Below are 21,723 nucleotides of genomic sequence, written 5' to 3'. Positions count from 1 at the left end.
GTAATGTCTCGAACTCTTAAGTATCAACGTATCGTTAACGATATTATTAATCAAATTGAAAACGGAGAGATTAAGCATAAGCTTCCAAGTATGGAAGTTCTCCGGAGTAAGTATAATGTTTCCTGGACTGTAATGGCTCAGGTATGGGAATGTCTTAAAAGTCGTAAACTAATTAGGGTAGTACCCGGGGTAGGTACTTTCCTAGCTAGCGCGATTTATATCCCTAAGCAACGTAAGCACCGTTAAAGAAGAGGTCTAAATTTCCTGTGTAGCATGTAAGCTTGGTCGAGTTTGGGAATGTCAATATTATGGGAATTGTAATTCTATTGGTATTACTCCTGCTCTTTCTTTGGAATCTGAATCGGTCTCTGAAGAAATAGACGGTCCAGTTCGAGAGATCAATACTTATAAGTCTGATGCATCACTTCGCGATCAGCAATCTACGGGTAGAAAAAGAGCTGCGGCTATGTATCCGTTGAACGCCGACGTTGATTGCGAATGGCGTATGCAGAAAAATTGTGGTGGCGGTAAGCATCCTATTGTTGGATGTCTGGATGGAAAACAACAGGCCCGACACCACGGTCCTGATAAAAATACGCTTAATAACGATTTTGGTAATGTTCATCGTATTTGCCATACATGTCATAACCGTTGGCATGCCAGAAACGATGAAGATTATGTATGGGGGTCAGTTTATCCTGACCACTCCCCCACTCGTGCAAGTACAGAAGAAATCGCTCTGGATCAGGTTAACTGGGCAGGCGTCCAACTCAAGAATGTGACGGATTAATGGATAAGACATTTCCAGAATATAACGGTCCTGAGGGTTCTGAACCAGAAGGTTTTGCTGTAATTCAAATTAGGATTATTGCAGAACTTCTTAGAACTATGGGAATTTATAGCCTTCGTACGGATCCTACCAAACAAGATTCAGCTATTCACGTTCAGTATGTAAATTTTAATGCTGATGAGCTCGGTAGTCGCCTCTATTGGAGTAAGGATCAGCTTTAATGCCAATCCACCTGGAAAATGAAGGTGATCCCACAAAGGAGAAGTGTCCTAAGTGCGGAGCTCCTATTATTTACAACGGTAACTACTTTTGTTTGTATTGGAGTAATGAACATCCTCTTCCAGTAGGTGCATGTAATTGGGCACTCCCCCACCCCCAAACTGAGCTCGTAGATAAACAGCTATCTATGAATCTTGTGGGTTATTGGGAGGAAGAAGATGAAGACGGTATTGTAAGGGAGTATCCTTAATGCCACCTAGAAAGTTTAAGGCTGAGCCGGTAGTTATTGAGGCTATTGAATGGACTGGTGATAACTGGCCTGAGATTCGAGACTGGTGTAATGGTCTCGCTCACATTAACTCTGCCGGTAAGCTCTTTATTGAAACTATAGAGGGTACTTCTCCCGCGACTATTGGTGATTTTATCGCTAAGGGCACTCAGGCTGAGTTCTATCCTATTAAGCCACGTGTAATGCAGGACAAGTACACAGAGGTTATTAATGCGGGATGTAACGAATCACCTTCTTAATGTTGGGATTCCCGAGCGTAGTCGTAAGTACAATTTCCAACTTACGTACTCTGACGCGGTAATTCTATTGTCTATTATTAATAACATGCGTACACATCCTTCTTTTCCTAATGATCGTCCAGACATGCAGAGTTTTCTTAATGAAAGTTCTGAAGTTCTTAGAAATGTTCTTAAACCTAAGAATTGACAAAGAGACGAGGTCAGTGATATACTTATTGAGCTACAGGGGAATATCTGCCCATCCCCCGCCTATATTCCCCTGTAGCCAATAATTTTTTAGTTAAAGTGTCAACCACAGATTAGGACATATGGGTCTAAAGTATGACAAATGTTATTTATGCACGCGAAGGTAGTTTTAACGACGGATTGGCCATTATGACCATCCGGGAACATCTGTGCGGTTTCTACGAACTAAAGGTCGTATGTGCCGATGCGGGTACGAGACTGGACACAGACTCTGGTCACCTGGTATGCTGCGGATGTAACCGAATCAAGGTTAATAGTGGTCTAAGACGTTGTGATATTTGTAATAAAGAATATATTAATAAGTCTAAGTTTCAAGATCCTAAGTACGACACTAATTGTCCTAACTGTGTTGAAGAGTATGGGATTGAAGAATGACATTTAGGATTTCTACGTCAGAAGTTGCTACATTTTTGACGTGCAAGCAGCGATGGATGTATGCACATCATCCCTCGTATAATCTTGAGCCGCGAACATTGGGAATTGCGCTTACACGGGGCGTAGTTGGACATGCCGCGCTTGAGATGTTTTACAAGATGATCCAGTCTGGTAAGACTTTCACGGAGTCTGAATCAGCGGTTATGGAATATCTTGTAAAGAAGAGTCTAGAGGCCATTACTATTGGCGATATTGATAAGGCCAATATGATTGGTCAGCTTGGACCTACTATTCAGCAGTATTTTACCGATACTAAGTGGATTCTTGATCGGTATAAGATTGTTGGTGTAGAAAATATCGTATCCGCTCCTCTACCCGGGATGCCGGATATTGAATTCGTTGGTCGTATTGACCTTACCCTTGAAAATGATAAGGGTGAAGTTAGTCCATATGACCATAAGTTCACCTACAATTTTTGGTCTGAACAATCCATCCGAATGAATGCTCAGATTTCTAATTATGTCTGGGCTCTTCGTGAAATGGGTATGCATTCCCGACGCGGATTTCTTAATATGGTTCGCTACAGGGATAATGCAATTGAAAAGTTTAAGCAAGAGGAGGTCCCTACTAACTCCCATCTGCGTGAAGTATTTATTAATAATCATGCAGTAGCTGCCAAGGATATCGCTGAGCTGAAGAAGCGAGAAACCGTTGGTATTGCTGATGGAGTTACACGCTCTACTTCCAAGTTTAATTGCGAGTATTGCCCCTTCGTTGATCTGTGCTACACTGAAGCTTCAGGTCTTGATACAAGTGCAATGCGTCAAGCTAATTATCGTCCCAATAGTTATGGTTATGATAATGTATTGGATGTTGAGTAATGGGTCTTCTTGACGAAGCTGTTCCTTCAGATGAAGTGCCTAAGCATCTTGTTACCGTACTATACGGACCTCCTGGTGTAGGTAAAACTATTGCCAGTGCTCGTACTGCTAATAAGACGCTTTTGGTAACAGATGAGAATGCTCATGTATCTCTTACACAGTTCCCAGAGATTTCTAAGACTGTCAGTATCATTCAGTTGAAGTCTTTCGATCATTTGAATGGTATTATTATGGAACTCTATAAGGGTGACCATGATTACGATCATTTCATGATTGATACCTTCGATGGTGTTGTTCGTATGAAGCTTAAGGAACAGCGTCAGAAGGTAGATTTCAAGCGTGGACATAGGGATATCAATAGTCTTGAAGACTATAATCTCCTTAATAACCACATGTTTGATCTGATTGCTCGACTTACAAAGCTTCCCATAAGCGTAACTCTGACGTCTCATGACCGAATTCCAGACCAACAGAGTTTCGTCAAGGGGGATAGGCTACTGCGGCCTAGCATTCCATTTCGAATTTTTGAATGTCTTAATGGTTATGCAAATGTAGTAGGTTATATGTCTATGCGCAAAATAGACGGTGCTCTTAGGAGGACTATCGCGCTACAGGCAAATGATGAATTTGAGGCTAAGAATCATCTTAATATGAAGTCTCTAGTCTCTGATGATACATTCGTTGACACTATTCGTAATTGGAAGGGTATCTAATATAATGTCTTGGTTCTCTGGTCACAACGTCGACGACATTGCTGACAACCCGAACGAGCTTCCGAACAATACTTACAAGTTCCAGGTTATTTCGGCAGAGGTTAAGCCGACTAAGGATAACTCCAAGACTGGTATTACGTTTAAGTACCAGATCATGGAGGGTGCTTATGCTAACTTCTTCCCGCTTACTGACTGGGTTCGCGTTCCGGACGCTAACACTAAGCCGGATGAGATTGAGCGTATCCTGTCTTACCTGAAGATGCGTCTTATTGCTTTCGGTTTCTCTCCTGATGAGATTGCTAACATGGGTCCTGAGACTATTGCTCAGACTAAGGGTCGTATGTTTTATGGCAATACTTCGCTTAAGCGCGATGAAAAGTCTGGTCAGGCGAATATTCGAGTGATCAGGTTCAATCCTCTTAACGATGATCAGGACATGTCTGATCTCTCTGGATTTTCTACTGATGATGACCGTCCCTTCTAGGTTCTAAGTCAATAGTCCTAGAATTAAGTTGGCTACAGGAATCTACCATATTCCTGTAGCCTTCTTAGTATTAGGAGGTGATAATGGACCAAAAAGTATCAAAATGTCAGGATTGCTCCAAAGTAGAGGTAGTTTACTCAATGTTCGGAGTAAATCTTAAAAATCTAAAACTAGATGGTAAGTATTGTGGTGAGTGCCTTAGGGCGCGAATTAAAAGCTTGGAGGCGAATGATCTGTAATTCTTGTAGAGATAAATCGCACGATACGTGCACTAATCTGGTAACCCCCCACCCTACTGATGATCGCTTGCTGAATATCCGTGAAGTCCCCATTACTAACGGATGTAGTTGTCAGCATAAGCAGTCTTGGAATTTCGTTACACGGAACGAAGGTAAAAATGGGGACGGTTCGTAGTATAAATCCTGCAAAGGATGTAGAAGTTCTCCGTAGAGAACGTATGGAGTTCTGTAATTTTTTGTGGGGTGAGGAGGAAGCTTATGTGCACCTCCCGCTGAAAAATCCAGAAACAGACGAATATTCTTACAATCACTTCTTTAAGTGGCCGTTTGAGCGTGAACAAGTTATTGAACATATCGATAGGTACTCTGGTAATTTCGAGGTTTACTGTACCCCTGGTATGTTTACAAGTCAGTCTTCCAATGTTATTGACTCGCACGGGAGTTATGTAGCATGGGCTGACTTCGATGGAAATGTTCCATCGCTTGAGGATATGTCAGAGATGGGTGTTCCACATCCAACTCTTCGAGTACAATCGTCGCTTCCTGGACGTGAACATTGGTATTGGCGTTATAATCAGTTTAATACTGATGTTGCGTCAATCCAGGGTATTAATAAGGCTATTGCCTACGCATTGCAAGCTGATATTGGTGCTTGGGACGCAGGGCATAGTCTTCGCCCAGTAGGTTCTCAGAATCATAAAAATAGTGCACCAGTTGTAATTCTTTCAGCTAATTCTTACTCTTACGCTGTTGAAGATTTTGCTACTGTCCCAGTTCCTCAGCTTAGTTATGATCTCGAACAGTTTCATCGTGAGCAGATTCCTAATCCTGTAAAGACTATGCTTAAGCATGGACCCTGGCCTGACGATGCTCAGGACTTGTTTACTAAGTACAAGATGGAAAAGGGTCTTAGGTCTAGTGCACTTACCCGAGTAGCTTATACCTGTTGCGAGCAGGGTCTTGATAACAGTGAAGTATATTCTATGCTACAGTGGATTGATAAGCGCTGGGGTAAATTTAGAGATCGTACCGATAAGGAACGTTACTACGTCGATCTTATTAACTTCGCTCGACAGAAGCATCCTTACCAGGGAATTAAAGACGTAACCATTCTTGCTGATGAAATCCAAACTTTTAACTTCATGGAAGTTCTGGAATTCACCGATAATACTGAATGGATTATAAATGGTCTCCTTCCCAAGAAGGGTACTGGTTTCCTAGTTGGTAGGTCCGGTACTGGTAAGACCACAATGGGTATTGGTCTTGCAGCTGCTTTGGCACTTGGTCGAGAGTATTTGGAGTGGAAATCTTCAGAAGAGGATCAGAAATACAAAATTCTGTTTCTCTCTCTTGAGATGCTTGTAGAGCATGTAAATGACTTCTTTAGGAAGCTTGCTCTCAATTTCTCTCCTGACGAGTTGAAGACCCTCGCAGAAAACTTTCACACGTACGCTCAGCCTGAGAAGATTAAGCTTTACCAGCCTACCAGTGTTCTTATGGGTAAGTTTCTGCGTAAGCTTGAAAATATGAAGCCTGATATTCTTCTGATTGACTCAGCTTCGTACTCTCTGGCATCTAATCTCTCTAATCAAGAGGAGGTCACAAAATCCATGGAAGTCCTTGATATGATCAAGGACAAATATGGATGCACAGTACTATTCATCCATCACACAAGAAAGGACCCTCCCGGTCATGGCTACAGAGAAGCTGACCTAGACGACATGTTTGGTAGTGCATTTATTGCAGCTGCTGCCAGCACTATCATTTCTCTTAAGCAGCATAAGGACTATTCGGACAGTAATCGTATGATGAATGTCCGATACCTTAAGTCGCGACACTCTGGAGATAATAGCGGGTTTACAGCTATTATGGATGGAGAACGGCGAGTGTTTAGGCGTCCTGCTATGGGTGCACTTCCTGCATCTACAAAGGCAGTGCCTGAACAGAAAAAGGAAGCAGAAAAGCAGTCTACGGTAGATACCGGTAAGTCATTCTTTAGTTATTAAGGTATAGAATGTCTAATGCTATTCAACTAACACCTTCTGAATTTCTTTCTAAAGCTATGGTTGCAGATACTATTGCAGTTGATACTGAGACTAATGGTAAAGATATTAGAGATGGTCGCGGATTTGCCATTGGAATTTCTGCGGCGGTACGGGTTGATAATATTTACTATTCTGCTTATTTTCCTGTAGCCCATGAAACAGGTAATGTGGAAGAGGAGACTAAAAATCTCCTCTTCCAGATTATCGCTACACGACCTCGTGTAGTTATGCATAATGCCAAGTTTGACTTGGACTCTTTGGAGACAGCAGGTTTTAATCTCCAGATAATTAAGTGGTACTGTACTATGATGATGGCACATTTTCTTAACGAGAATGTGCCTAAGGGACTTGATTGGTTGTCTAAGTATGAGCTAAAGGAACCTGGAAAAAACAAGCCTCCAGAGTGGGTAGCCTTTCACACTCTTTATGGTTGGTCTCCAAGATTTCCAGCTAATATTATGGCACTTTATGCGTGTGAAGATGCCGTACTCTGTCTTAAGCTCTTCTTTAGACTAGAACCATTCTTTAAAGAGTGGGGCTTCGATGGAAGCGAAGTGTGATGGTTGCTCTGAACTGTTTGAGCCATCTAAACTATTTGTATCTCAAAGACGTAAGTTTTATTGTCTTCGAACAGTGGTAGATGGGGGTAAACCAGATTGCAATCCTATCTACACTGAACCTCTCGTAATAACCTATGGGTTTTCATGGGCGGGTTTGCTACAGCTCTCTGATTATATTGAGGGTAAAAGAGACCTAGCAACTCTAGAGTATATTGATCAACTTAAGCAAAAGATCGACGAAAAAATTTACGAAACTTATAAAAGGGTTATTACTGACGATGCCTCCGAAGGACAACTTCAAGAGTCCGATCCCGAATCTATGGGAGAGGGAGATGCAGAACATTAATATCTTCCGAGTTATGGAAGGTAGAGGTGTTCGCATTAATAAGGAAGTAGTAGACCAGGAAATTGCATACGGAGAAGGTCGAATGAACCAACTTCGTAGGGAACTTAATGGCTACAATCCACTCTCTCATAAGGATCTTAAGACTCTCCTTATCGATGAGATGAAGCTTCCTATTCTTCCAGATCGTCTTACTCCGGCTGGAAAACCTTCATTTGATAAGAATGCAATGAAGGATTATGAAGCTATTCTGGAGAATAACCCCGCCTATGCTAATGGGCCTTGGGGTTCTGTAGCTTCTAATATTCTAGAGTATCGCGGCTGGCATATTACACTTAGTCTCTGCTACAAGAAGTTTTCTGATCTAGTTGGTCCAGATGGAAGACTTCGTTGTGATTATTGGTTGCACGGAACCAAGACTGGTAGAACTAGTGCGCATGATCCAAATCTTCAGCAAATTCCCAAGGATGGCAACAAGATTTGGAATCGTAATATTAAGCGAGCCTTTGAAGCAGATGAGGGTTATGTTCTGCTACAGGTAGACTTTAGTCAGGGCGAAATGCGTCTAGCTACTAGGTACGCTAAGCAGCCTAATCTTACTGAAACTTTTCAATGGAATAGAGATATGTGGGGCGATATGATCGCCGCGCTAAATCGCCCTAAGGCTCAGTGTAAGACACTTACTTATGCAAAAATGTATGGAGCTCAGCGTAATAAGCTCCGTCTTATTCTTGGTGGAGACGACCCTGATCAGTTTATTACTGACTGGGAAGCTTATCACGATCGTATTGTAGCTTTTTCAAATAAGGTATACGAGGTTGCGAAGAAGCGTGGGTATGTCCGCTACTGGACAGGCCGAGTAAGGCACCTGCCTGACCGCAGGGATGCCCGACTTGCATTCAACAGCCTACTTCAGGGTGGCTTGGCCGAAATTGTGAAGAGCGCTATGATTAGGCTCTATAATGAGGTTGACAACCCCGAGTGTCGTATGCTACTTATGGTGCATGACTCTGTTATCTTCGAAATCAAGCGTGAGTATCTTGAACAGTACATCACGCAGATTAAGCAGGTAATGAGTCGGGTAGAAGATGAGTTTGAAACTAATGTTCCCTTTGATGTAGAAGAAGAGATGTGGGGACTCGATGCTGCCTGAAATCGATAATCTCAGAGGATAATGACTGATGTATATTTCGGTTGACCCGGGTGAGAATGTTGGTGTAGCTACATTCAGAGAAGATGGTACCGATATTGGTAAGACGGTAGTTCCTCTTCCCAATTTTCGAACATTTTTGACTAACACATATTTTGCAATTAAGGATCGAGATGAAAAGCTTAGGTTTGTTGTAGAGAGTTTTGCACTTCGTCAGGATAAGTCTTGGGAGCAGACTGGTTCTAATATGCCTGCTTCAAGGTGTATTGGCTCTATTGAGCAAATTATGAGTCTTCTTGGTGAGCAATCTATGCTTTGGTGGGCAGAGCCTAGAAATCTTAGAGGAGCTCTTAAGATTGCGGGTTATCCCGAACTAGCCCGTAAGCCTAAGAATTGGCATTGTCCTGATGATCTAGCTGCTTACGCTCATGGTGTACATAGGCTTGTAGAACTTGGTGTTCGAAAGCACCCTATTTTTGATAATTAGGAAGTGTAATGCCCCCTCGACGTAAAAAGAATTACAAAAACGATATTGATAGGCTTGCTAAGCTTGCTGCTAAGCTTGGCATGAATATCGATAACCTTATGGATGAGGTTCCTCTCACTGAAATAGGAGAGGAAGCAGTAACACGTAGGCAGATTGAAGCAGAATCAGTCCTATTCTATATTGAGAATAAGGGCAAGGGATTTAGTGCTAAAAACTGCAAAAATCCTAATTGCTCTCAACCCTTTTTGCACACGTATCAGGCTGTTGATTATTGCTCTGAGACATGCAGAGCGTGGGCACTTGCACAGTATGGCATTATTTGGAATTTCGATAGAAAGACCGATAGTGCTAGGTGGAATATTAACCACAAGGGTTATGTTCCTAAAATTATTGGGGCTGCGGCTACAGAGGCTCTTGTAGCTACAGGACATATTTATACTGAACTTCCGGAAGAGGGGGTCATTGAAGGTCTGGAGGAAGAGATTCCTGAAATGCCAGATCCAAGCATGATTATTCGAGGGATTCCTAAGGGATCTAAAGGTCCTGTAGATGAAGAAAAAGAACGTCAAAAAGAAATGATTCGGCGCGCTCGTGAGTTTTGGGAAGATTCAGATGATGAATAACCAAGACATGAGTGACAATTAACGCAGAAACCCCGGATAGTCTTAATTGACTATCCGGGGTTTCGTGTTTTATTTAGACCTTAAGAGCTGCGTTAAAGAGACCTGACTCTTCCGCATCTGCTCGAAGGAACTTAATATTCTTGCGCGGTATGCGAGACCTCTCCCTCTCAGTCATTCCGCCCCAAGTACCCTTCATATCATAGATGAGAGCATATTCAAGACATTCTCCAACGACAGGACATTCGTTGCAAAAAGTCTTAAATGTAATATCCTTCTTATCATCATTAAAGAAGGTGTCGCCGCTAACACCCCTGCAAGCGGCTTCTTCTTGCCAGTCGTAAGCAGTAGACATTTGGCAGTACCCCCCGCCAAATAAAACTCAAAAGAGTTTAGTCAACAGAAACAGAAAAGCTCCGCTAATGCACGGCAGGAGGAGATTCTGAAACATTGAATTGTTCAAGAACGTGCTCTTACCATTCACAGCGTTTTCGAGGGCAGTCAAACGGTTATTAGTATCAGCTTGTTCAAGACTAATATTACGTAGATGGATAGCTACTTCACGCCATGTAGCTGGAATATGAAGGTCGTCGTCACCCATCTACATCCTATTCAAAACAGAAGTCCAATAAGCATAGAGGCTAGGATAGCCTCCAGTTTGGGTTTTAGTAGAATACATATTCTTAACAGAACCTTCGCCACCATACCAAGCTACAGCGGCACCAGCAGCTCCGTACTTCCTAAGATAATTACTAAGTTGCCATCTAGCAATTTGATCCTGGAGTCCAGGATTATTAAGAAACTCATCGCGTGTAACATCACGACCAAGCGCTTTACGATCCCATTCAGATCCGCCAAATAGATTGAATGGCATGACCTGATAACCGCCGAGAGCGCCAGAATCCCGATTAACAGCTCTGTAGTTATCGCTAGACTCCTGAGAACGAATGGCTCTCATAAGCTTATCTATATCAGAACTACCACTTGTGGTAGTAGTTCCAATTAGACCTGGCATACCTACATTTAGGGTACGCGGTTTAACTGGATTTAGCTTAGGCTGTTCTGTATAATTGCCCTTGCTAGTAATGTTATTTAGTTCGTTAAGAAATGTATTAAACTGAGGAGTAAAATTATCTACCATGGCCTTACCGCCGCAACGGGTCCACCCATGATATTTATATTTCCGAGTTTAATGCCTGCCCGTGAATTTCGGGCATCAATAATTTGTCCATTGCCAATATAGATAGCAACGTGACTAAGAGAACCAATCCCGTTGGGGTCTTGGCTACCTGTATTGTAGAACACCAGGTCACCAGGAAGCAAGTTACTCACGGGTACTCTCTTACCCTGCTTTGCCTGGTCGTAGGTGGTTCTTGGTAGGTTTATACCAAGCTGCCTATACACCTGCTGGATTAGACCAGAACAGTCTACTCCCCTAGTAAGGGAATTTCCTCCCCATACATATGGTGTTTTATTTTTGTACGCTTGCATTGCGAGATTAACAGCTTGAGCCCCGCGATTACCTGCGGTAGCTCCAGGCGTATAGTTAACCTCATAACCTGCGCTTTGTTCTCTAAGTCCCTGCAAATGTTGCCAGTTAGACTTAGCTTCCTCTGTAGCTAGAGCAAACTTTCCTTTTTCAGATGTTGTCTGAATACTCCTATTAAAGAAGTCAGAAAAGTCAGATGTTTTATCTTGAACAATTCCGTATTCATCTACAGGAATTTGTCCAGCTGCCTTACTAGCGTAATCAGAAGCCAGCTTACCGGTACGTTCATTCTTATCCTGCATATACGCATTAATAGCTGTGCTCTTTCGACCGGAAATCCAGTCAGAAACACTACTACCATATCCAGGTGTAACACTTACCTGTGCAGGCTTCGAATTAATACCCAGCTCTGGACGAGCAAGATTAGTTGACCGTCCAGAGAGAGGGTTAATTATCTTCTTGTTAAGAAGTGAATTTCTATACGTTTGGATGAATTCATCGACGGCCATTATTCCCTCTGGCTCTTAAGAAACTCACGCAGATCAAACTCTGAACTCTTGCGATAAGGACCTGTATTTTGGAATCCCATCGCGGTGAGCATATTGAGTATGTTCTGCATATTGTATCCTTGACTATTCTCCTTCTGAGTATCAGATACTCCGAATTCCCCTGTAGCCCTACCAGCATGACTCAGACCAGGTATTTGCTTAATATAGTAGTCTGAATCTATCGGCGCACCTGTTTGAGATTCTCTACCACTGCTAATTTCAAATGGAATTCGCAGTGCAGGATTAGACATACCAACAGCCATCTTACCAGGATTATTAAGCTGTGCAATAGTATCAAGAGTAGGGTTACCTGGGTTAATTACGGAGTATCCAGGCTGTCCACCAAGAATACTAGTAAGTATAGAATCAGGACCTGCTACAGGACCAATACCCTTTTCCCTAATCCAGTCAGGAAAAAGCTGGTCTGTAGGGAAAGGATCAGACATTGGTCCGGTTTCAATACCCAACATATTCTGAAGAAGATAATTAGCCTTAGGTATAGCCATTACCTTACCAGGAGTGGCTACAAGGGATTCGACAATAAGAGGGAACGCCTTACGAGTCCAACTATAGAATGGAAATACTCGACGCATTACATTACGTTCAAACTTAGTCAAATCCATACCATCAGGATGCCACTTACGAACTATCGCGGCAGCGTCCTTAATGGCTTCATCAAAAGACTTAGGAGACTTCTTTAGAGCATCCACAAAATGAGCGAGACGAACATAATGATCCCGACCCTCAGAAATAGTGTGCGCAACTTTCTGTCCTCTTCCACCTAGAGGCTTAATTCTATCAAGACCCGTCATAGCATCGTCTGGAATATCTTCAAGCACTCGGGTAGTCGGAAGAATACCCTCATGAAAGGCTGCAAGATAAACCATGTCGTTAGTTACATTTTGACCATTACGCATTGTAAGTGCAGTCTGCTTACCTGCTGGAGTAGAAGTTGCTCCAGACATTGCAGCCTTAATCGCGTTAGGATCAATAAGTTGATTAATACCTTCAAGACCTTCATAACGATTACGCTGAGACTGCATAATACGAAGAGCAGTATTATAAGGACGAAGTGAATTAACTCCACTAAGCCAGTTAAAATAGAGATCACCAATCATATTTCGAACGTGGTGAGACGGTACATAAATTGTCACACCAGCCTTCCACTTGCTAATAGCCTTATCCAACATTTGAAGACTCTTAGAAGATGGAGTACTTACGTCCTTAAGATTTTTAATAAACTGATTAATCTGTTCAGCAGACTCTTTACCGAAATAATATGCGCTAAGTCGAGGGTGGTTTACCTTATGGGTAAACTCCCCTCCCCTATTCAAAGTACCAAATCGAGCAGCAATTTCATCAAACATAATCTTTTCACGGACAGTATGTTCAACTACATTCTGCATTTTAAAAAGGAATTCAAGAGGCTTCTTAATATCCCAAGATTCCCAAGACTTCAACCAGTCTGTACCATTTGCATAATCACCCGTCTTTTTAAACTGGTACTCCCCCAGTCCAAATCGACGAAGATTTCTGTTAAGCTCCTGCATAAACAACTGTGCACGACCAGCAACAGAATTCTCTATAGCAAGACTATTCTTAAGTGCAGAACTACCAAAAAGATTTTCCATAACACTGCGAATCTCATCAGACAATGCGGCTGATGGAGTGCCAGAAACTGCCTCTATACGGCCCTGAGCTCCCTTGAGAGCATCGTTCCACAGGTCAGCATCGTTGACGTCGTACTGCTTGGCCAGTTTATTCAAATATTCAGCACGTCTGGCTACAGTAGACTTAGCAAACGCAGCATTCTTCAAATAGATAGGTCGCATATCAGCATTCTTATATGCTGCATTAAAACGTGCCCCTAGCCATTCTACAGTTTTAGCAGCAGGACCATAAAGTTCTCCAAGACGACGAGGAGTAGGCCCACCAATAACACTGTGAATTTGTCTGGCTACAGTAGGAGCATTAGAATACTTCTTAAGTAGATTACTAGAAACATTAGGATGACTAATAAGAGCCGTAGTATTAGTGACTGGAAAACCATCACCAGGTGCCTTAGGAATATATTCAGTTTTAAGAGCTACAGCAGCATTCTTTCCGGCTACAGGAGATCCACCAATACTACGTGTAATATCGTCTGCTACCTTAGATCCAATAGTTACAATTTCTTCAGTTCTAGCCGCAGAAAGAGGTCCCTTAATGAGTTCATCAAGGTTAGGCTTAACCGCGTCAATACCTGCTATAGACTTACTTCCGTCAACAATAGCTTCACCAGCTTTAAGCTCTTCAATCTTCTGAATTACTTCAGGAGACAGTCCCTTAAGAGCATTTTCTTCTCCGCGAAGGATCTTCGTAAGAAGAGTGGGATTCATTGCCGCAGATGCAGGACCAATAGCTTCGAGAACTTGACTAAGACGTAGTGGAATAGAATTACCAAGTTTTGGCGTAGAGGACATGGGAATATGTCCCATACCCATAAAACGCTCTTCAGCCTGTCGAAGCAGACTAAGTGCCTTGGCAAAACGAGAAGGAGTCTTTACATTAACAAGGTACTTAGAAGTAAGAGCATTCCATACATTAACCTGCTTAGGTCCAGTAAGCACACCATGCTTTCGCATAGCTTCCTTGTACTTAGCAGGGTTATTAATACCTGAAGGAATTATATTCAAAGAAAGCTGAGGCTCAAACTGCTTAACTACATCATCAACAATACTAGCATCACGAGTAGGATTCTTACTAACTACAGGAGCACCCTTAGCATTCTCAACTAGCGCACCCATCGCGACAGGATTACCAGCAGTCTCATTAAGAATGAGTTCTGCACTTTTTGCCTTAGGAGCAACCTTCATAGCTGCAACATCAGCAGTAATGGTCCTTGTAAACGCAGAAACAATCTTCTGTCGTTCACCTGGAATACCAAGCCGCTTAGTAAGATCGGGAACTGTCTTAAGAAACTTAATAAATTCATTGGTTTGTGGAAAGTTAACTCCAGGATACTTAGTAGCTAGCCGACTACTAAGATCCATATTCCCTGTAGCTGCTCGTCTAAGAAGATCTCCAGTCAACTTAAGAATTGCAGGCTGACTACTTAGGCTTTCAGCAATAGAAATTTGCTCGTCCGGAATAGCGGGTCGAGGGAGTGCAACTTCAGATCCCTTAAACTGTCGAGATTCTTGCGTTGCATGTCCAGGAGCCCAACTATTAATCATTTCATCGAGAGGATCCGTAGAATTTATAGCTACAGGAGTTTCTACGGTGGATCTAGTGACAGGACCCATATCCGAGGCATTTTTAGGGAAGTTAAACCAGGCTGGAGGATTAACAAGTCCTTCAGTTGTTGGAATCTTAAAACCGGACTCAGGAAAATTAACTTTATAAGAGCCAGGAGCTGTACCAAGAGTAGGATTAACCACTCCCCCGGTATTAACCGGTGCTCCTTCTGTAGCCGCTTTAAATCCATCATAAATATTTTTAGTATCAGTAACGAGCTCGCCTGGAATTTCAGCACTCTTGCCAAATTGTGCAGGCTTAGACCATCCTGTAACAAAGTTAAGAGGATCAGCAACCATTGAAGCCCCAAGCCCATAAATATTCATGCGCTTGAAGTAATCTTCAATATCCTGGTCACTTACGCTTACTTCGCCAGTATCAAACTTATAGAAATACTTATTGGTAGGATCATCATCACTAATGAACTGATTGATCTTCTTACCCAAAAGTCGCTGACGTACTTCTTCGCGATTCTCAGGCTTCATCGCATCTTCAGCAGACATGTGAGTATCAAGACGAACCAAAAAATCCCCAAGATATTGCTTATCTTGGGGATCTGTAGGGTCCATTCCTACCAAATCCCCTGCAAATCCTCGGAGACCTGTTCCAGCTCCTCTAAGTGCACCCATAACAATTCCGCCACTAATTTCCTTGGCGTCATTAAGTACACTATCAGTATCGCTACTTTGGTGTCCTGCCAATGCATCATCAGCTGCATTAGCAATAGCGTAAGCAGGAGTACTAAGAAGATCTGTGATTCGGCCCCAAAGAGATTGTTCTCTCTTTGGGGCTTCACCATTTACATCCAGACCTTGACTAAGTAGTGAAGCAATTGGAGCTTCTTTCCACCTAGAAGTAGCCAGGATATTCAAAGCAGCCTGAGAGAGACCAGCACGATTTCGAATAGGAAAATTGTTGCTACCGAAATCGATAGGCTTATATCCCTCAAGCATAATTTACTCCTCGTAATCAGAATTCTTAGTCTTGGCTACAGGAACAACAAGCTTTCGACCAATAAGAGCACCAACAGCAACAAATGCAGCGTCAATGCTATCCATACTAAGACCTCCATTAAGGAAATCCCGGACAACAATGGAAACTGCAATAACAGCGCCAATCCAGACAATAGGCTCGTTAGAGAACTTCATGCTACTTCAAACTCCCTCGATGTGCAAGCAGTGCCGCGATGGCATTGTTAATATCGAAATCACTAAACTGAGTGCCAGTGAGTGAGTTACTACTTTGATCCTGTAGATATTTTCTAAGCTGGTCTGTCAGGTAATCATTATTTACATTAACCATTACAGGATTTCCGTAAGCATCCTTCATGTCAGGGCTTTGATATTTACCGGCCCTAACTTCCGGTGTAGACAGTACTCCGGTAATGGCTTCCATAATGGCCTTGGGAGTAAAAGTATCTCCATTGCCATAGACTTCAGCCAGGTAATTTGCAGCTCCTGGAGGCCCGTTGGTGCCCTTGAACAGGGCATCAGAGCCATTCAATCGGGACATGCGCTCTTCCTGCTCACGCATTTGGAGCTGAAGCTTAAACATGTCCATTAGACGATCATATTCAGATTCCTTCTGCTGAGCTATACGCTGAGAATCCTGCTGTTGCAATTGTGCCAACATTGACTGAATTGCAGATTCTTTACCAGCGTTTAGACCCGCAAGCTTTCCACCGGCTGCCTGAAGATATTCTTCAAGTTGCGTGGCAATATCTGCTGCTGCATTATTACCAGCAAGTCGCGTATTAGACGCTGACTGTCGGTTATAAGACAGATCAGAATTTTTCATCTCATTCAGATAGCGAAGAGCTGAAGCTTCCTCAGAATTGCTCTGATTCTGGAAATAAGCCTGGTCTTCTACTGCTTGCTGTGAAGCTTCAGGAAGAGCAGCAGTAATACCAAGACGCTGCAAAACTTCAGCCTGCTGAGCTTGCTGATTATTAAATTGATTACGAAGTTCATTCTGCGTAGCGTCATAGCGAGACTGTGTCTCTCTTGAAGCCTGTGACATTTGATTCGTAATTTCAGGCATCTGTGCTGCAATATCTGTAGCCAGATCATTATACATTTGCTTTACAGTAGCCTGATTTTTAGTTCCACGACTCTTAGTTCGTGAAATTTCAGCATTAAGTTCGGCAATCATAGGATCAAATTGTGCACCTGCTGTCCCCCTAGCCTGCTGAAGAAGAGTTTCATAGGGAGTTGGTGCGACATTAATTCCCTGAATCTGCTTAGTAAGTTGTTCTAGCGGATCCATAGGAGCAATAGACTGACCAGAATCTCGCAGCTTCTGTTCATTAGCAGCTTTAGCCTGAGCTTCTGCCTGCCGCCTAATAGCATCTGCAAGAGTTCCAGCCGTACCACCAAGATTAAGCGGTCCAGGCTGAGCCATTTTTAAAGTCCCAACTTAGCAGCGCGACGCCTAAGTGCATCCTGTCGTGCAGCATCTCTTTCGAGTTGAAGCTGACGAAGAAAATTAGTTCTCTGCAAAGAGAGATCCCCTAGCTTATCAGTCTTTCCTGTAGCCAGATTCTTCATCTTTGCATTAAACTCGGTATTGTAATTACCTAGCGCCTTTGCAAAAATACCGGAGTGGAGAATTCCTCGTCCAGCAAAATCATTCTGCTGGTCATCCCTATCCTGGGCTGCCTGGCGATTCATAGATCGAGTAGTTTCATTATAGTCTCGATCAACAATACCGCGCTGACGATTATACTGAGAGTCGTAATCTCGCTGGGACTTAAGATAATTAGCGAGCTGCTGTTGAAAAGTAGTATCTCCAGCAAGCCACTTATCTACTGCTGATGGCTTCTTTGCCACTAACCTCCTCTCTTAATTATGACCAACGCGTCGAGCAAGTGCGCCGAACTTAGGGTCAGGCTTAGGAACAGTCGAAGGTGGATTAGGCTTAGCCATATTGGGAAGTGTAGGCTTATAAAGTGAACCAGGCTTTACAGTCTTATTCTCTGTAGCGATCTGATAAGGAATAGCTGCTCCATTATACCCCTGACCAAAATCAGAGCGGGTAAAGCCTTCCTTACCATCTCGCAATCTCTGAGTGCTATAAGATTGAGTCTTCTTAGTTCTATTAGCCTGTGTAATAGCATTCTTTTGATTAGTGTTATTTTGCCCGATGAGCTTTCTCATCATAGCATCCCACTGATCTGGATTTACAACACCCATTAGTTAAGATCCTTGCTAACAGGATTACCCTTACCCGAAGCCTTCAATCTACGCAACATTGCAGCCTTTCTAGCAGCTGCCTTATTGTCGCGTTCAGCATAGCCCTGTTTATTAGAAACTGGACCAATGTTTGGCATTGTACGTCCTGCACCGTAATGCTTCTTTCCCGCACCATAAGGGTTAAATCCCTTATTAGAAGTGGGAAGAGATTTATTTCCAAAGAGATCAGCGCGTTGCATTAATTGACCCCCTTAGGAACAAGTTCCTTTGCCTGGATAAACGTAGTAATTGAGTAAACGCGTACAGGACCATCACTAGTATTACCCTTAGTGAGGAGGTCCAACCTAAACTTCAAAAGTCTAAATCGAAGAGATTTAGGAAAACGTACAAATTTAATCTGCTTAGTTTCATCCGGAGCAGTAATCTGCACTACACTAGGGAGACTTGTAAGTGGGTATTGAAATGTACCAAGTTCATGCCATCTAAATGAGCTTAGCTGATTCCAAGAGACTTTATAAGTTACAGATTGGGGGTAGAGGGTTCCTGTTACTTGTCGTCCAGTGTAGCAGTCAACCCCCCAGTGGAAAAGTCGCTTAAACCTATGACTCAACCCTACATTAAATTGTTTAGTAGTGAGGGAAAGAATAATATCCAAAGCGTCAGCTGGAGGGGTAATATTACCATTTTCTGTAGTAAATGTAGAATAACGCTCTTCCATCTGATAGAGCTTAAAATACATCTTCCAGTTAGTAGTTACACCAGTACCCGCAGAATCAGGCACAATTGTAAGTGCTGAGCCTGCAATGTATGTATCGTAACCCTGGAGTGTTCCGGTATCCGCATTATCAAGCTTAGTAATAGGTCCAATATATTGAATATTCGGATCTATAGAAGACCAGCGTGTCCAAGCCCTCAGACGCAGATGATAAATGTAAAGCTTATTATAAAACCTAACGACAACACGGTCTCCTACAATACTAAGCCACAGAGGGTACTTAAAGGCAGAATTAGCTGCACCGTAGGATGGAAGAATAACACTAGGATCGTATTCAAAAGGTATCTTTACACTAACACGAACAAAGTCATAGTTCGACATTTCATAGACTTGATTGTACTTCAGTACAAAGATTGAATTCTCATATACACCAACACAGTTCCTACCAGAAGCACCAATGTCATTATTAATGATATTAAGAATAGCTTGTGCTGGACTTGTATCATAAGAGAGCACATAAGTAGCTGAGTTTTTAAAAATAATAATATTGTCCTGGTAGATGGTAAGCTCATTAACTGCTTCACCATCACCAGGGTTAACATCAATAAAATTAGTACCAGGCCAGCTAGTAAAGTTACCTACATCTGAAAAAGAAACACGTGAATCATTAGTGACGCCTTGACGTCCACCAATCCAAAGACGATCCTTATAAATACAAGAAGCGTAACCGGATGGCATAGAAGCAATAGCTGTAACTGCTCCGCCTGTTAGATCATACCTGTAACCACCAGTTGTACTAAGGTCAGGTACCAAATAAAGAAAATTGCTGTAACGATGTGCCTTACTGTATTCACCATCTGCAATTTTTGCAATAAGACCAGCATTAGGTCCATCTACATAGTAGATGTAAGCAGCGAAAGCCCCACTATGATTACTGCTAACAATAACAAATCGCTTAGACTCAAATGTCCCCGTTCCAATAACTAGCTGGCTACAGAGGGGAGGAGTACTTGAAGAACTAGTGCTGGTAAAAGAGGAACCCTTCAAAAGAGACCAAGGAGGCCGCGATACTAGGGTCCCATCTAGAAACATATCAAAATTAAGACAATCAGTAAGTTCATTGTCAGCAATCGCCGCTTGATCAGAATAGGTATTGATACCACCCGCAAAGGGACCAATAACAAATTCCTGCACAGCCTTAGCAGCCACTAGTAGTAACCTCCCCAATACCCATAGTTTCCGTAATTCTCATCTTCGGGGAGAGTTGTAATCTTAGGGTAGTACTCCTGACCTATCCACTTATTACGATCATTAAGATCCATCATACGCTCATCGAACTGACTCTTTTTAAGAGCAGCTTTCTGTGCGTCCTCATCGAGTTCGTATGCTTGCTGAAGACAATAATTAACAATAGACGTGTGGTATTGAAGTGGTACTGAAAGACTATCAGCCAGGGTAGCAACTGCTGTTGGATGCTTTATATAGTAAATCTTAAGCCCACCAGTAATACTCTGATTAGGCTTAGGAAAAAGAGTAATATTTCCATCCCACACAGTGAATACTTCAGGAATACCAGCACCGTAAATAGAAGTCATTGCAGGTGCTTCATATCCATCAAGATATTCATTAAACTCATTAAGAGTAAGCTGCTGAAGCTTATAACCATTGTACTTAAGACTACGAAGAACCGAAAGATTAGTTGGAGAACTGTATTCAGATTGATTCTGAATAATATCCGCTAGCGCGGTGGTCTCCATAAGACCTTCATTTTTGATAACGATTTCTTCTTGTGCATCATTGATCCACCGAATAATATCGTCATCAGTAATCTGTACACCAGACTCATCGCCAAATGTACGTTTTACGCGAGTCGCGACCTCCTGGACGTTCAAAGTTAATCCCTCCATGCCTATAATTAGATTTCTCGCTTCTTAGAATAGAAGCAGCAAGTTCGTGATCTTCTTGACGTTGCTCTCTAGCTTCCTTAGCTCGCATAAGTTCGAGAGCGTTATTGTAATTTTCAATATAGCTTAGCTTGTTTGGCGAATTACGCTGATCAGCTTCGAAGACCTTTGCGAGTAGTCGTTCATCCGCCTCATCTGCAAAGCATATTGCGTAAGGAGCACGTCCGAGTGGGAACTGGACAACTCGGAAGGCTTTATCTTCGGGACCTCTTTGGTCCGGCGGAATCCATTGAAGCTGAAGAGTCGAATCATAATCCTGAAGAATTTCATTAATTCGAACCTGTTTCTCACTTACGAAGTGACCATCAACGGGAAAATAGAAATTACCATTAAATAGCTTAGAATCATTTACTCGCATTAGAATCCAATCTTCTTCGCAACGATACTAGCCTTATATACAGATCCTGCGGTAGCAGCACCAATAGCAACCACAGAGATAGTAGTAGTTGCGGTAAGATTAATACGAGTAGAAAAACTACCAACATCTGTAGCTCCGGTAGTACCCGGCACAGGATTAATAATAACTCCTGCTGGAGTAGCTCCAATATGGAAGCGCATATTATCAGATTCAAGAGTGGCTACAGTAGTGCCTGTAATAAAACTAGTTACTTCAACTTCATAAGTACCAGCTGTAAGGTTAGCAATAGATGCCACAGTAGCACCCGCAGCAGGAGCATTAACAGAGGAAGTAGTAGAGGTATTAGCCGTAGTAGCTTCAACACCCACAGCTGCGCGAGAGACATTAATGGCTCCTGAAAGAGCAGCATTCCCTGTAACTACACGCTGAAAATACGCGTACATATAATCATTAAGAGTATCAGCCATAATCTCCAAACTCAAATAAAAAAGCGGCTACAGGG

General features: G+C 42.5%; 24 protein-coding genes. 11 read left to right on the top strand and 13 right to left on the bottom strand.

Annotation, left to right across the window (positions count from 1 at the left end; all coding sequences use genetic code 11):
• Window positions 1-3 precede the first annotated feature (3 nt).
• The 11 genes from ACFY7C_RS36730 (at window position 4) to ACFY7C_RS36680 (ending at window position 9,683) form a co-directional block, all read left to right on the top strand.
• Entirely contained in the window at window positions 4-246 is a 243-nt protein-coding gene (locus ACFY7C_RS36730) for a GntR family transcriptional regulator (RefSeq protein WP_389660010.1), read from the top strand.
• A 103-nt stretch (window positions 247-349) separates the two neighbouring features.
• Window positions 350-790 carry a hypothetical protein gene (locus ACFY7C_RS36725; protein ID WP_389660007.1) on the top strand — a complete coding sequence of 147 codons (441 nt, stop codon included), beginning with the start codon at window positions 350-352 and terminating at the stop codon, window positions 788-790.
• Window positions 791-1,010: 220 nt separating this feature from the next.
• A complete protein-coding gene (locus ACFY7C_RS36720) occupies window positions 1,011-1,259 on the top strand; it encodes a hypothetical protein (RefSeq protein ID WP_389660004.1) in 249 nt (82 codons plus the stop codon).
• 895 nt (window positions 1,260-2,154) lie between these two features.
• Window positions 2,155-3,039: a PD-(D/E)XK nuclease family protein gene (locus ACFY7C_RS36715; protein ID WP_389660001.1), complete on the top strand. Its 885-nt coding sequence runs from the start codon at window positions 2,155-2,157 to the stop codon at window positions 3,037-3,039.
• Entirely contained in the window at window positions 3,039-3,752 is a 714-nt protein-coding gene (locus ACFY7C_RS36710; protein ID WP_389659998.1) for an AAA family ATPase, read from the top strand. The genes ACFY7C_RS36715 and ACFY7C_RS36710 overlap by 1 nt, the downstream gene beginning before the upstream one ends.
• A 4-nt stretch (window positions 3,753-3,756) precedes the next feature.
• Window positions 3,757-4,236 carry a hypothetical protein gene (locus tag ACFY7C_RS36705; RefSeq protein WP_389659996.1) on the top strand — a complete coding sequence of 160 codons (480 nt, stop codon included), beginning with the start codon at window positions 3,757-3,759 and terminating at the stop codon, window positions 4,234-4,236.
• 499 nt (window positions 4,237-4,735) lie between these two features.
• Window positions 4,736-6,481, top strand: coding sequence for an AAA family ATPase (locus ACFY7C_RS36700; protein ID WP_389659993.1), 1,746 nt, complete (start codon window positions 4,736-4,738; stop codon window positions 6,479-6,481).
• Between the two features lie 8 nt (window positions 6,482-6,489).
• Window positions 6,490-7,080 (top strand): hypothetical protein, encoded by a 591-nt coding sequence (locus tag ACFY7C_RS36695; protein WP_389659991.1) that lies wholly within the window; start codon window positions 6,490-6,492, stop codon window positions 7,078-7,080.
• 332 nt (window positions 7,081-7,412) lie between these two features.
• Window positions 7,413-8,576, top strand: a complete 1,164-nt coding sequence (locus ACFY7C_RS36690) for a DNA polymerase (RefSeq protein WP_389659988.1) — start codon at window positions 7,413-7,415, stop codon at window positions 8,574-8,576.
• A 28-nt stretch (window positions 8,577-8,604) separates the two neighbouring features.
• A complete protein-coding gene (locus tag ACFY7C_RS36685) occupies window positions 8,605-9,060 on the top strand; it encodes a hypothetical protein (RefSeq protein WP_389659985.1) in 456 nt (151 codons plus the stop codon).
• 8 nt (window positions 9,061-9,068) lie between these two features.
• A complete protein-coding gene (locus ACFY7C_RS36680) occupies window positions 9,069-9,683 on the top strand; it encodes a hypothetical protein (protein ID WP_389659982.1) in 615 nt (204 codons plus the stop codon).
• Window positions 9,684-9,756: 73 nt separating this feature from the next.
• Here ACFY7C_RS36680 and ACFY7C_RS36675 read toward each other — a convergent pair whose 3' ends face one another.
• From ACFY7C_RS36675 to ACFY7C_RS36615, 13 genes are all read right to left on the bottom strand, one after another.
• Window positions 9,757-10,035: a WhiB family transcriptional regulator gene (locus ACFY7C_RS36675; RefSeq protein WP_389659979.1), complete on the bottom strand. Its 279-nt coding sequence runs from the start codon at window positions 10,033-10,035 to the stop codon at window positions 9,757-9,759.
• A 246-nt stretch (window positions 10,036-10,281) separates the two neighbouring features.
• On the bottom strand, window positions 10,282-10,821 hold the full coding sequence (locus ACFY7C_RS36670; protein ID WP_389659976.1) for a transglycosylase SLT domain-containing protein: 540 nt from the start codon (window positions 10,819-10,821) through the stop codon (window positions 10,282-10,284).
• Window positions 10,815-11,678, bottom strand: a complete 864-nt coding sequence (locus ACFY7C_RS36665; protein WP_389659973.1) for a C40 family peptidase — start codon at window positions 11,676-11,678, stop codon at window positions 10,815-10,817. Before ACFY7C_RS36665 ends, ACFY7C_RS36670 begins: the two co-directional genes overlap by 7 nt.
• On the bottom strand, window positions 11,678-15,946 hold the full coding sequence (locus ACFY7C_RS36660; protein WP_389659970.1) for a hypothetical protein: 4,269 nt from the start codon (window positions 15,944-15,946) through the stop codon (window positions 11,678-11,680). The genes ACFY7C_RS36665 and ACFY7C_RS36660 overlap by 1 nt, the downstream gene beginning before the upstream one ends.
• A gap of 3 nt (window positions 15,947-15,949) precedes the next feature.
• Window positions 15,950-16,141: a hypothetical protein gene (locus ACFY7C_RS36655; RefSeq protein ID WP_389659967.1), complete on the bottom strand. Its 192-nt coding sequence runs from the start codon at window positions 16,139-16,141 to the stop codon at window positions 15,950-15,952.
• 1 nt (window position 16,142) lies between these two features.
• Window positions 16,143-17,393: a hypothetical protein gene (locus ACFY7C_RS36650; RefSeq protein WP_389659964.1), complete on the bottom strand. Its 1,251-nt coding sequence runs from the start codon at window positions 17,391-17,393 to the stop codon at window positions 16,143-16,145.
• 2 nt (window positions 17,394-17,395) lie between these two features.
• Complete coding sequence (locus ACFY7C_RS36645) at window positions 17,396-17,821, bottom strand: hypothetical protein (protein ID WP_389659961.1); 426 nt, start codon at window positions 17,819-17,821, stop codon at window positions 17,396-17,398.
• A gap of 12 nt (window positions 17,822-17,833) precedes the next feature.
• Window positions 17,834-18,184, bottom strand: a complete 351-nt coding sequence (locus tag ACFY7C_RS36640; protein ID WP_389659958.1) for a hypothetical protein — start codon at window positions 18,182-18,184, stop codon at window positions 17,834-17,836.
• Complete coding sequence (locus ACFY7C_RS36635; RefSeq protein WP_389659955.1) at window positions 18,184-18,423, bottom strand: hypothetical protein; 240 nt, start codon at window positions 18,421-18,423, stop codon at window positions 18,184-18,186. The genes ACFY7C_RS36640 and ACFY7C_RS36635 overlap by 1 nt, the downstream gene beginning before the upstream one ends.
• Window positions 18,423-20,108, bottom strand: a complete 1,686-nt coding sequence (locus ACFY7C_RS36630; RefSeq protein WP_389659952.1) for a hypothetical protein — start codon at window positions 20,106-20,108, stop codon at window positions 18,423-18,425. The genes ACFY7C_RS36635 and ACFY7C_RS36630 overlap by 1 nt, the downstream gene beginning before the upstream one ends.
• Complete coding sequence (locus tag ACFY7C_RS36625; protein ID WP_389659949.1) at window positions 20,108-20,791, bottom strand: DUF6682 family protein; 684 nt, start codon at window positions 20,789-20,791, stop codon at window positions 20,108-20,110. Before ACFY7C_RS36625 ends, ACFY7C_RS36630 begins: the two co-directional genes overlap by 1 nt.
• Window positions 20,742-21,221, bottom strand: coding sequence for a hypothetical protein (locus ACFY7C_RS36620; RefSeq protein ID WP_389659946.1), 480 nt, complete (start codon window positions 21,219-21,221; stop codon window positions 20,742-20,744). The genes ACFY7C_RS36625 and ACFY7C_RS36620 overlap by 50 nt, the downstream gene beginning before the upstream one ends.
• Entirely contained in the window at window positions 21,221-21,688 is a 468-nt protein-coding gene (locus ACFY7C_RS36615; RefSeq protein ID WP_389659943.1) for a hypothetical protein, read from the bottom strand. Before ACFY7C_RS36615 ends, ACFY7C_RS36620 begins: the two co-directional genes overlap by 1 nt.
• Between the last annotated feature and the right edge of the window lie 35 nt (window positions 21,689-21,723).

Origin of the sequence: Streptomyces sp. NPDC012769 (genome assembly GCF_042901205.1) — a bacterium.
GTDB lineage: Bacteria > Actinomycetota > Actinomycetes > Streptomycetales > Streptomycetaceae > Streptomyces.
This window is presented reverse-complemented; position numbering and strand designations above follow the sequence as displayed.

Bases quoted from the DNA above. Each gene is read 5' to 3' on its own strand.
- ACFY7C_RS36675 (WP_389659979.1), bottom strand. From the start codon at position 10,035: ATGTCTACTGCTTACGACTGGCAAGAAGAAGCCGCTTGCAGGGGTGTT.
- ACFY7C_RS36695 (WP_389659991.1), top strand. From the start codon at position 6,490: ATGTCTAATGCTATTCAACTAACACCTTCTGAATTTCTTTCTAAAGCT.
- ACFY7C_RS36715 (WP_389660001.1), top strand. From the start codon at position 2,155: ATGACATTTAGGATTTCTACGTCAGAAGTTGCTACATTTTTGACGTGC.
- ACFY7C_RS36620 (WP_389659946.1), bottom strand. From the start codon at position 21,221: ATGCGAGTAAATGATTCTAAGCTATTTAATGGTAATTTCTATTTTCCC.
- ACFY7C_RS36705 (WP_389659996.1), top strand. From the start codon at position 3,757: ATGTCTTGGTTCTCTGGTCACAACGTCGACGACATTGCTGACAACCCG.
- ACFY7C_RS36730 (WP_389660010.1), top strand. From the start codon at position 4: ATGTCTCGAACTCTTAAGTATCAACGTATCGTTAACGATATTATTAAT.
- ACFY7C_RS36660 (WP_389659970.1), bottom strand. From the start codon at position 15,946: ATGCTTGAGGGATATAAGCCTATCGATTTCGGTAGCAACAATTTTCCT.
- ACFY7C_RS36665 (WP_389659973.1), bottom strand. From the start codon at position 11,678: ATGGCCGTCGATGAATTCATCCAAACGTATAGAAATTCACTTCTTAAC.
- ACFY7C_RS36655 (WP_389659967.1), bottom strand. From the start codon at position 16,141: ATGAAGTTCTCTAACGAGCCTATTGTCTGGATTGGCGCTGTTATTGCA.
- ACFY7C_RS36615 (WP_389659943.1), bottom strand. From the start codon at position 21,688: ATGGCTGATACTCTTAATGATTATATGTACGCGTATTTTCAGCGTGTA.
- ACFY7C_RS36685 (WP_389659985.1), top strand. From the start codon at position 8,605: ATGTATATTTCGGTTGACCCGGGTGAGAATGTTGGTGTAGCTACATTC.
- ACFY7C_RS36670 (WP_389659976.1), bottom strand. From the start codon at position 10,821: ATGGTAGATAATTTTACTCCTCAGTTTAATACATTTCTTAACGAACTA.
- ACFY7C_RS36710 (WP_389659998.1), top strand. From the start codon at position 3,039: ATGGGTCTTCTTGACGAAGCTGTTCCTTCAGATGAAGTGCCTAAGCAT.
- ACFY7C_RS36635 (WP_389659955.1), bottom strand. From the start codon at position 18,423: ATGCAACGCGCTGATCTCTTTGGAAATAAATCTCTTCCCACTTCTAAT.
- ACFY7C_RS36690 (WP_389659988.1), top strand. From the start codon at position 7,413: ATGCAGAACATTAATATCTTCCGAGTTATGGAAGGTAGAGGTGTTCGC.
- ACFY7C_RS36650 (WP_389659964.1), bottom strand. From the start codon at position 17,393: ATGGCTCAGCCTGGACCGCTTAATCTTGGTGGTACGGCTGGAACTCTT.
- ACFY7C_RS36720 (WP_389660004.1), top strand. From the start codon at position 1,011: ATGCCAATCCACCTGGAAAATGAAGGTGATCCCACAAAGGAGAAGTGT.
- ACFY7C_RS36680 (WP_389659982.1), top strand. From the start codon at position 9,069: ATGCCCCCTCGACGTAAAAAGAATTACAAAAACGATATTGATAGGCTT.
- ACFY7C_RS36640 (WP_389659958.1), bottom strand. From the start codon at position 18,184: ATGGGTGTTGTAAATCCAGATCAGTGGGATGCTATGATGAGAAAGCTC.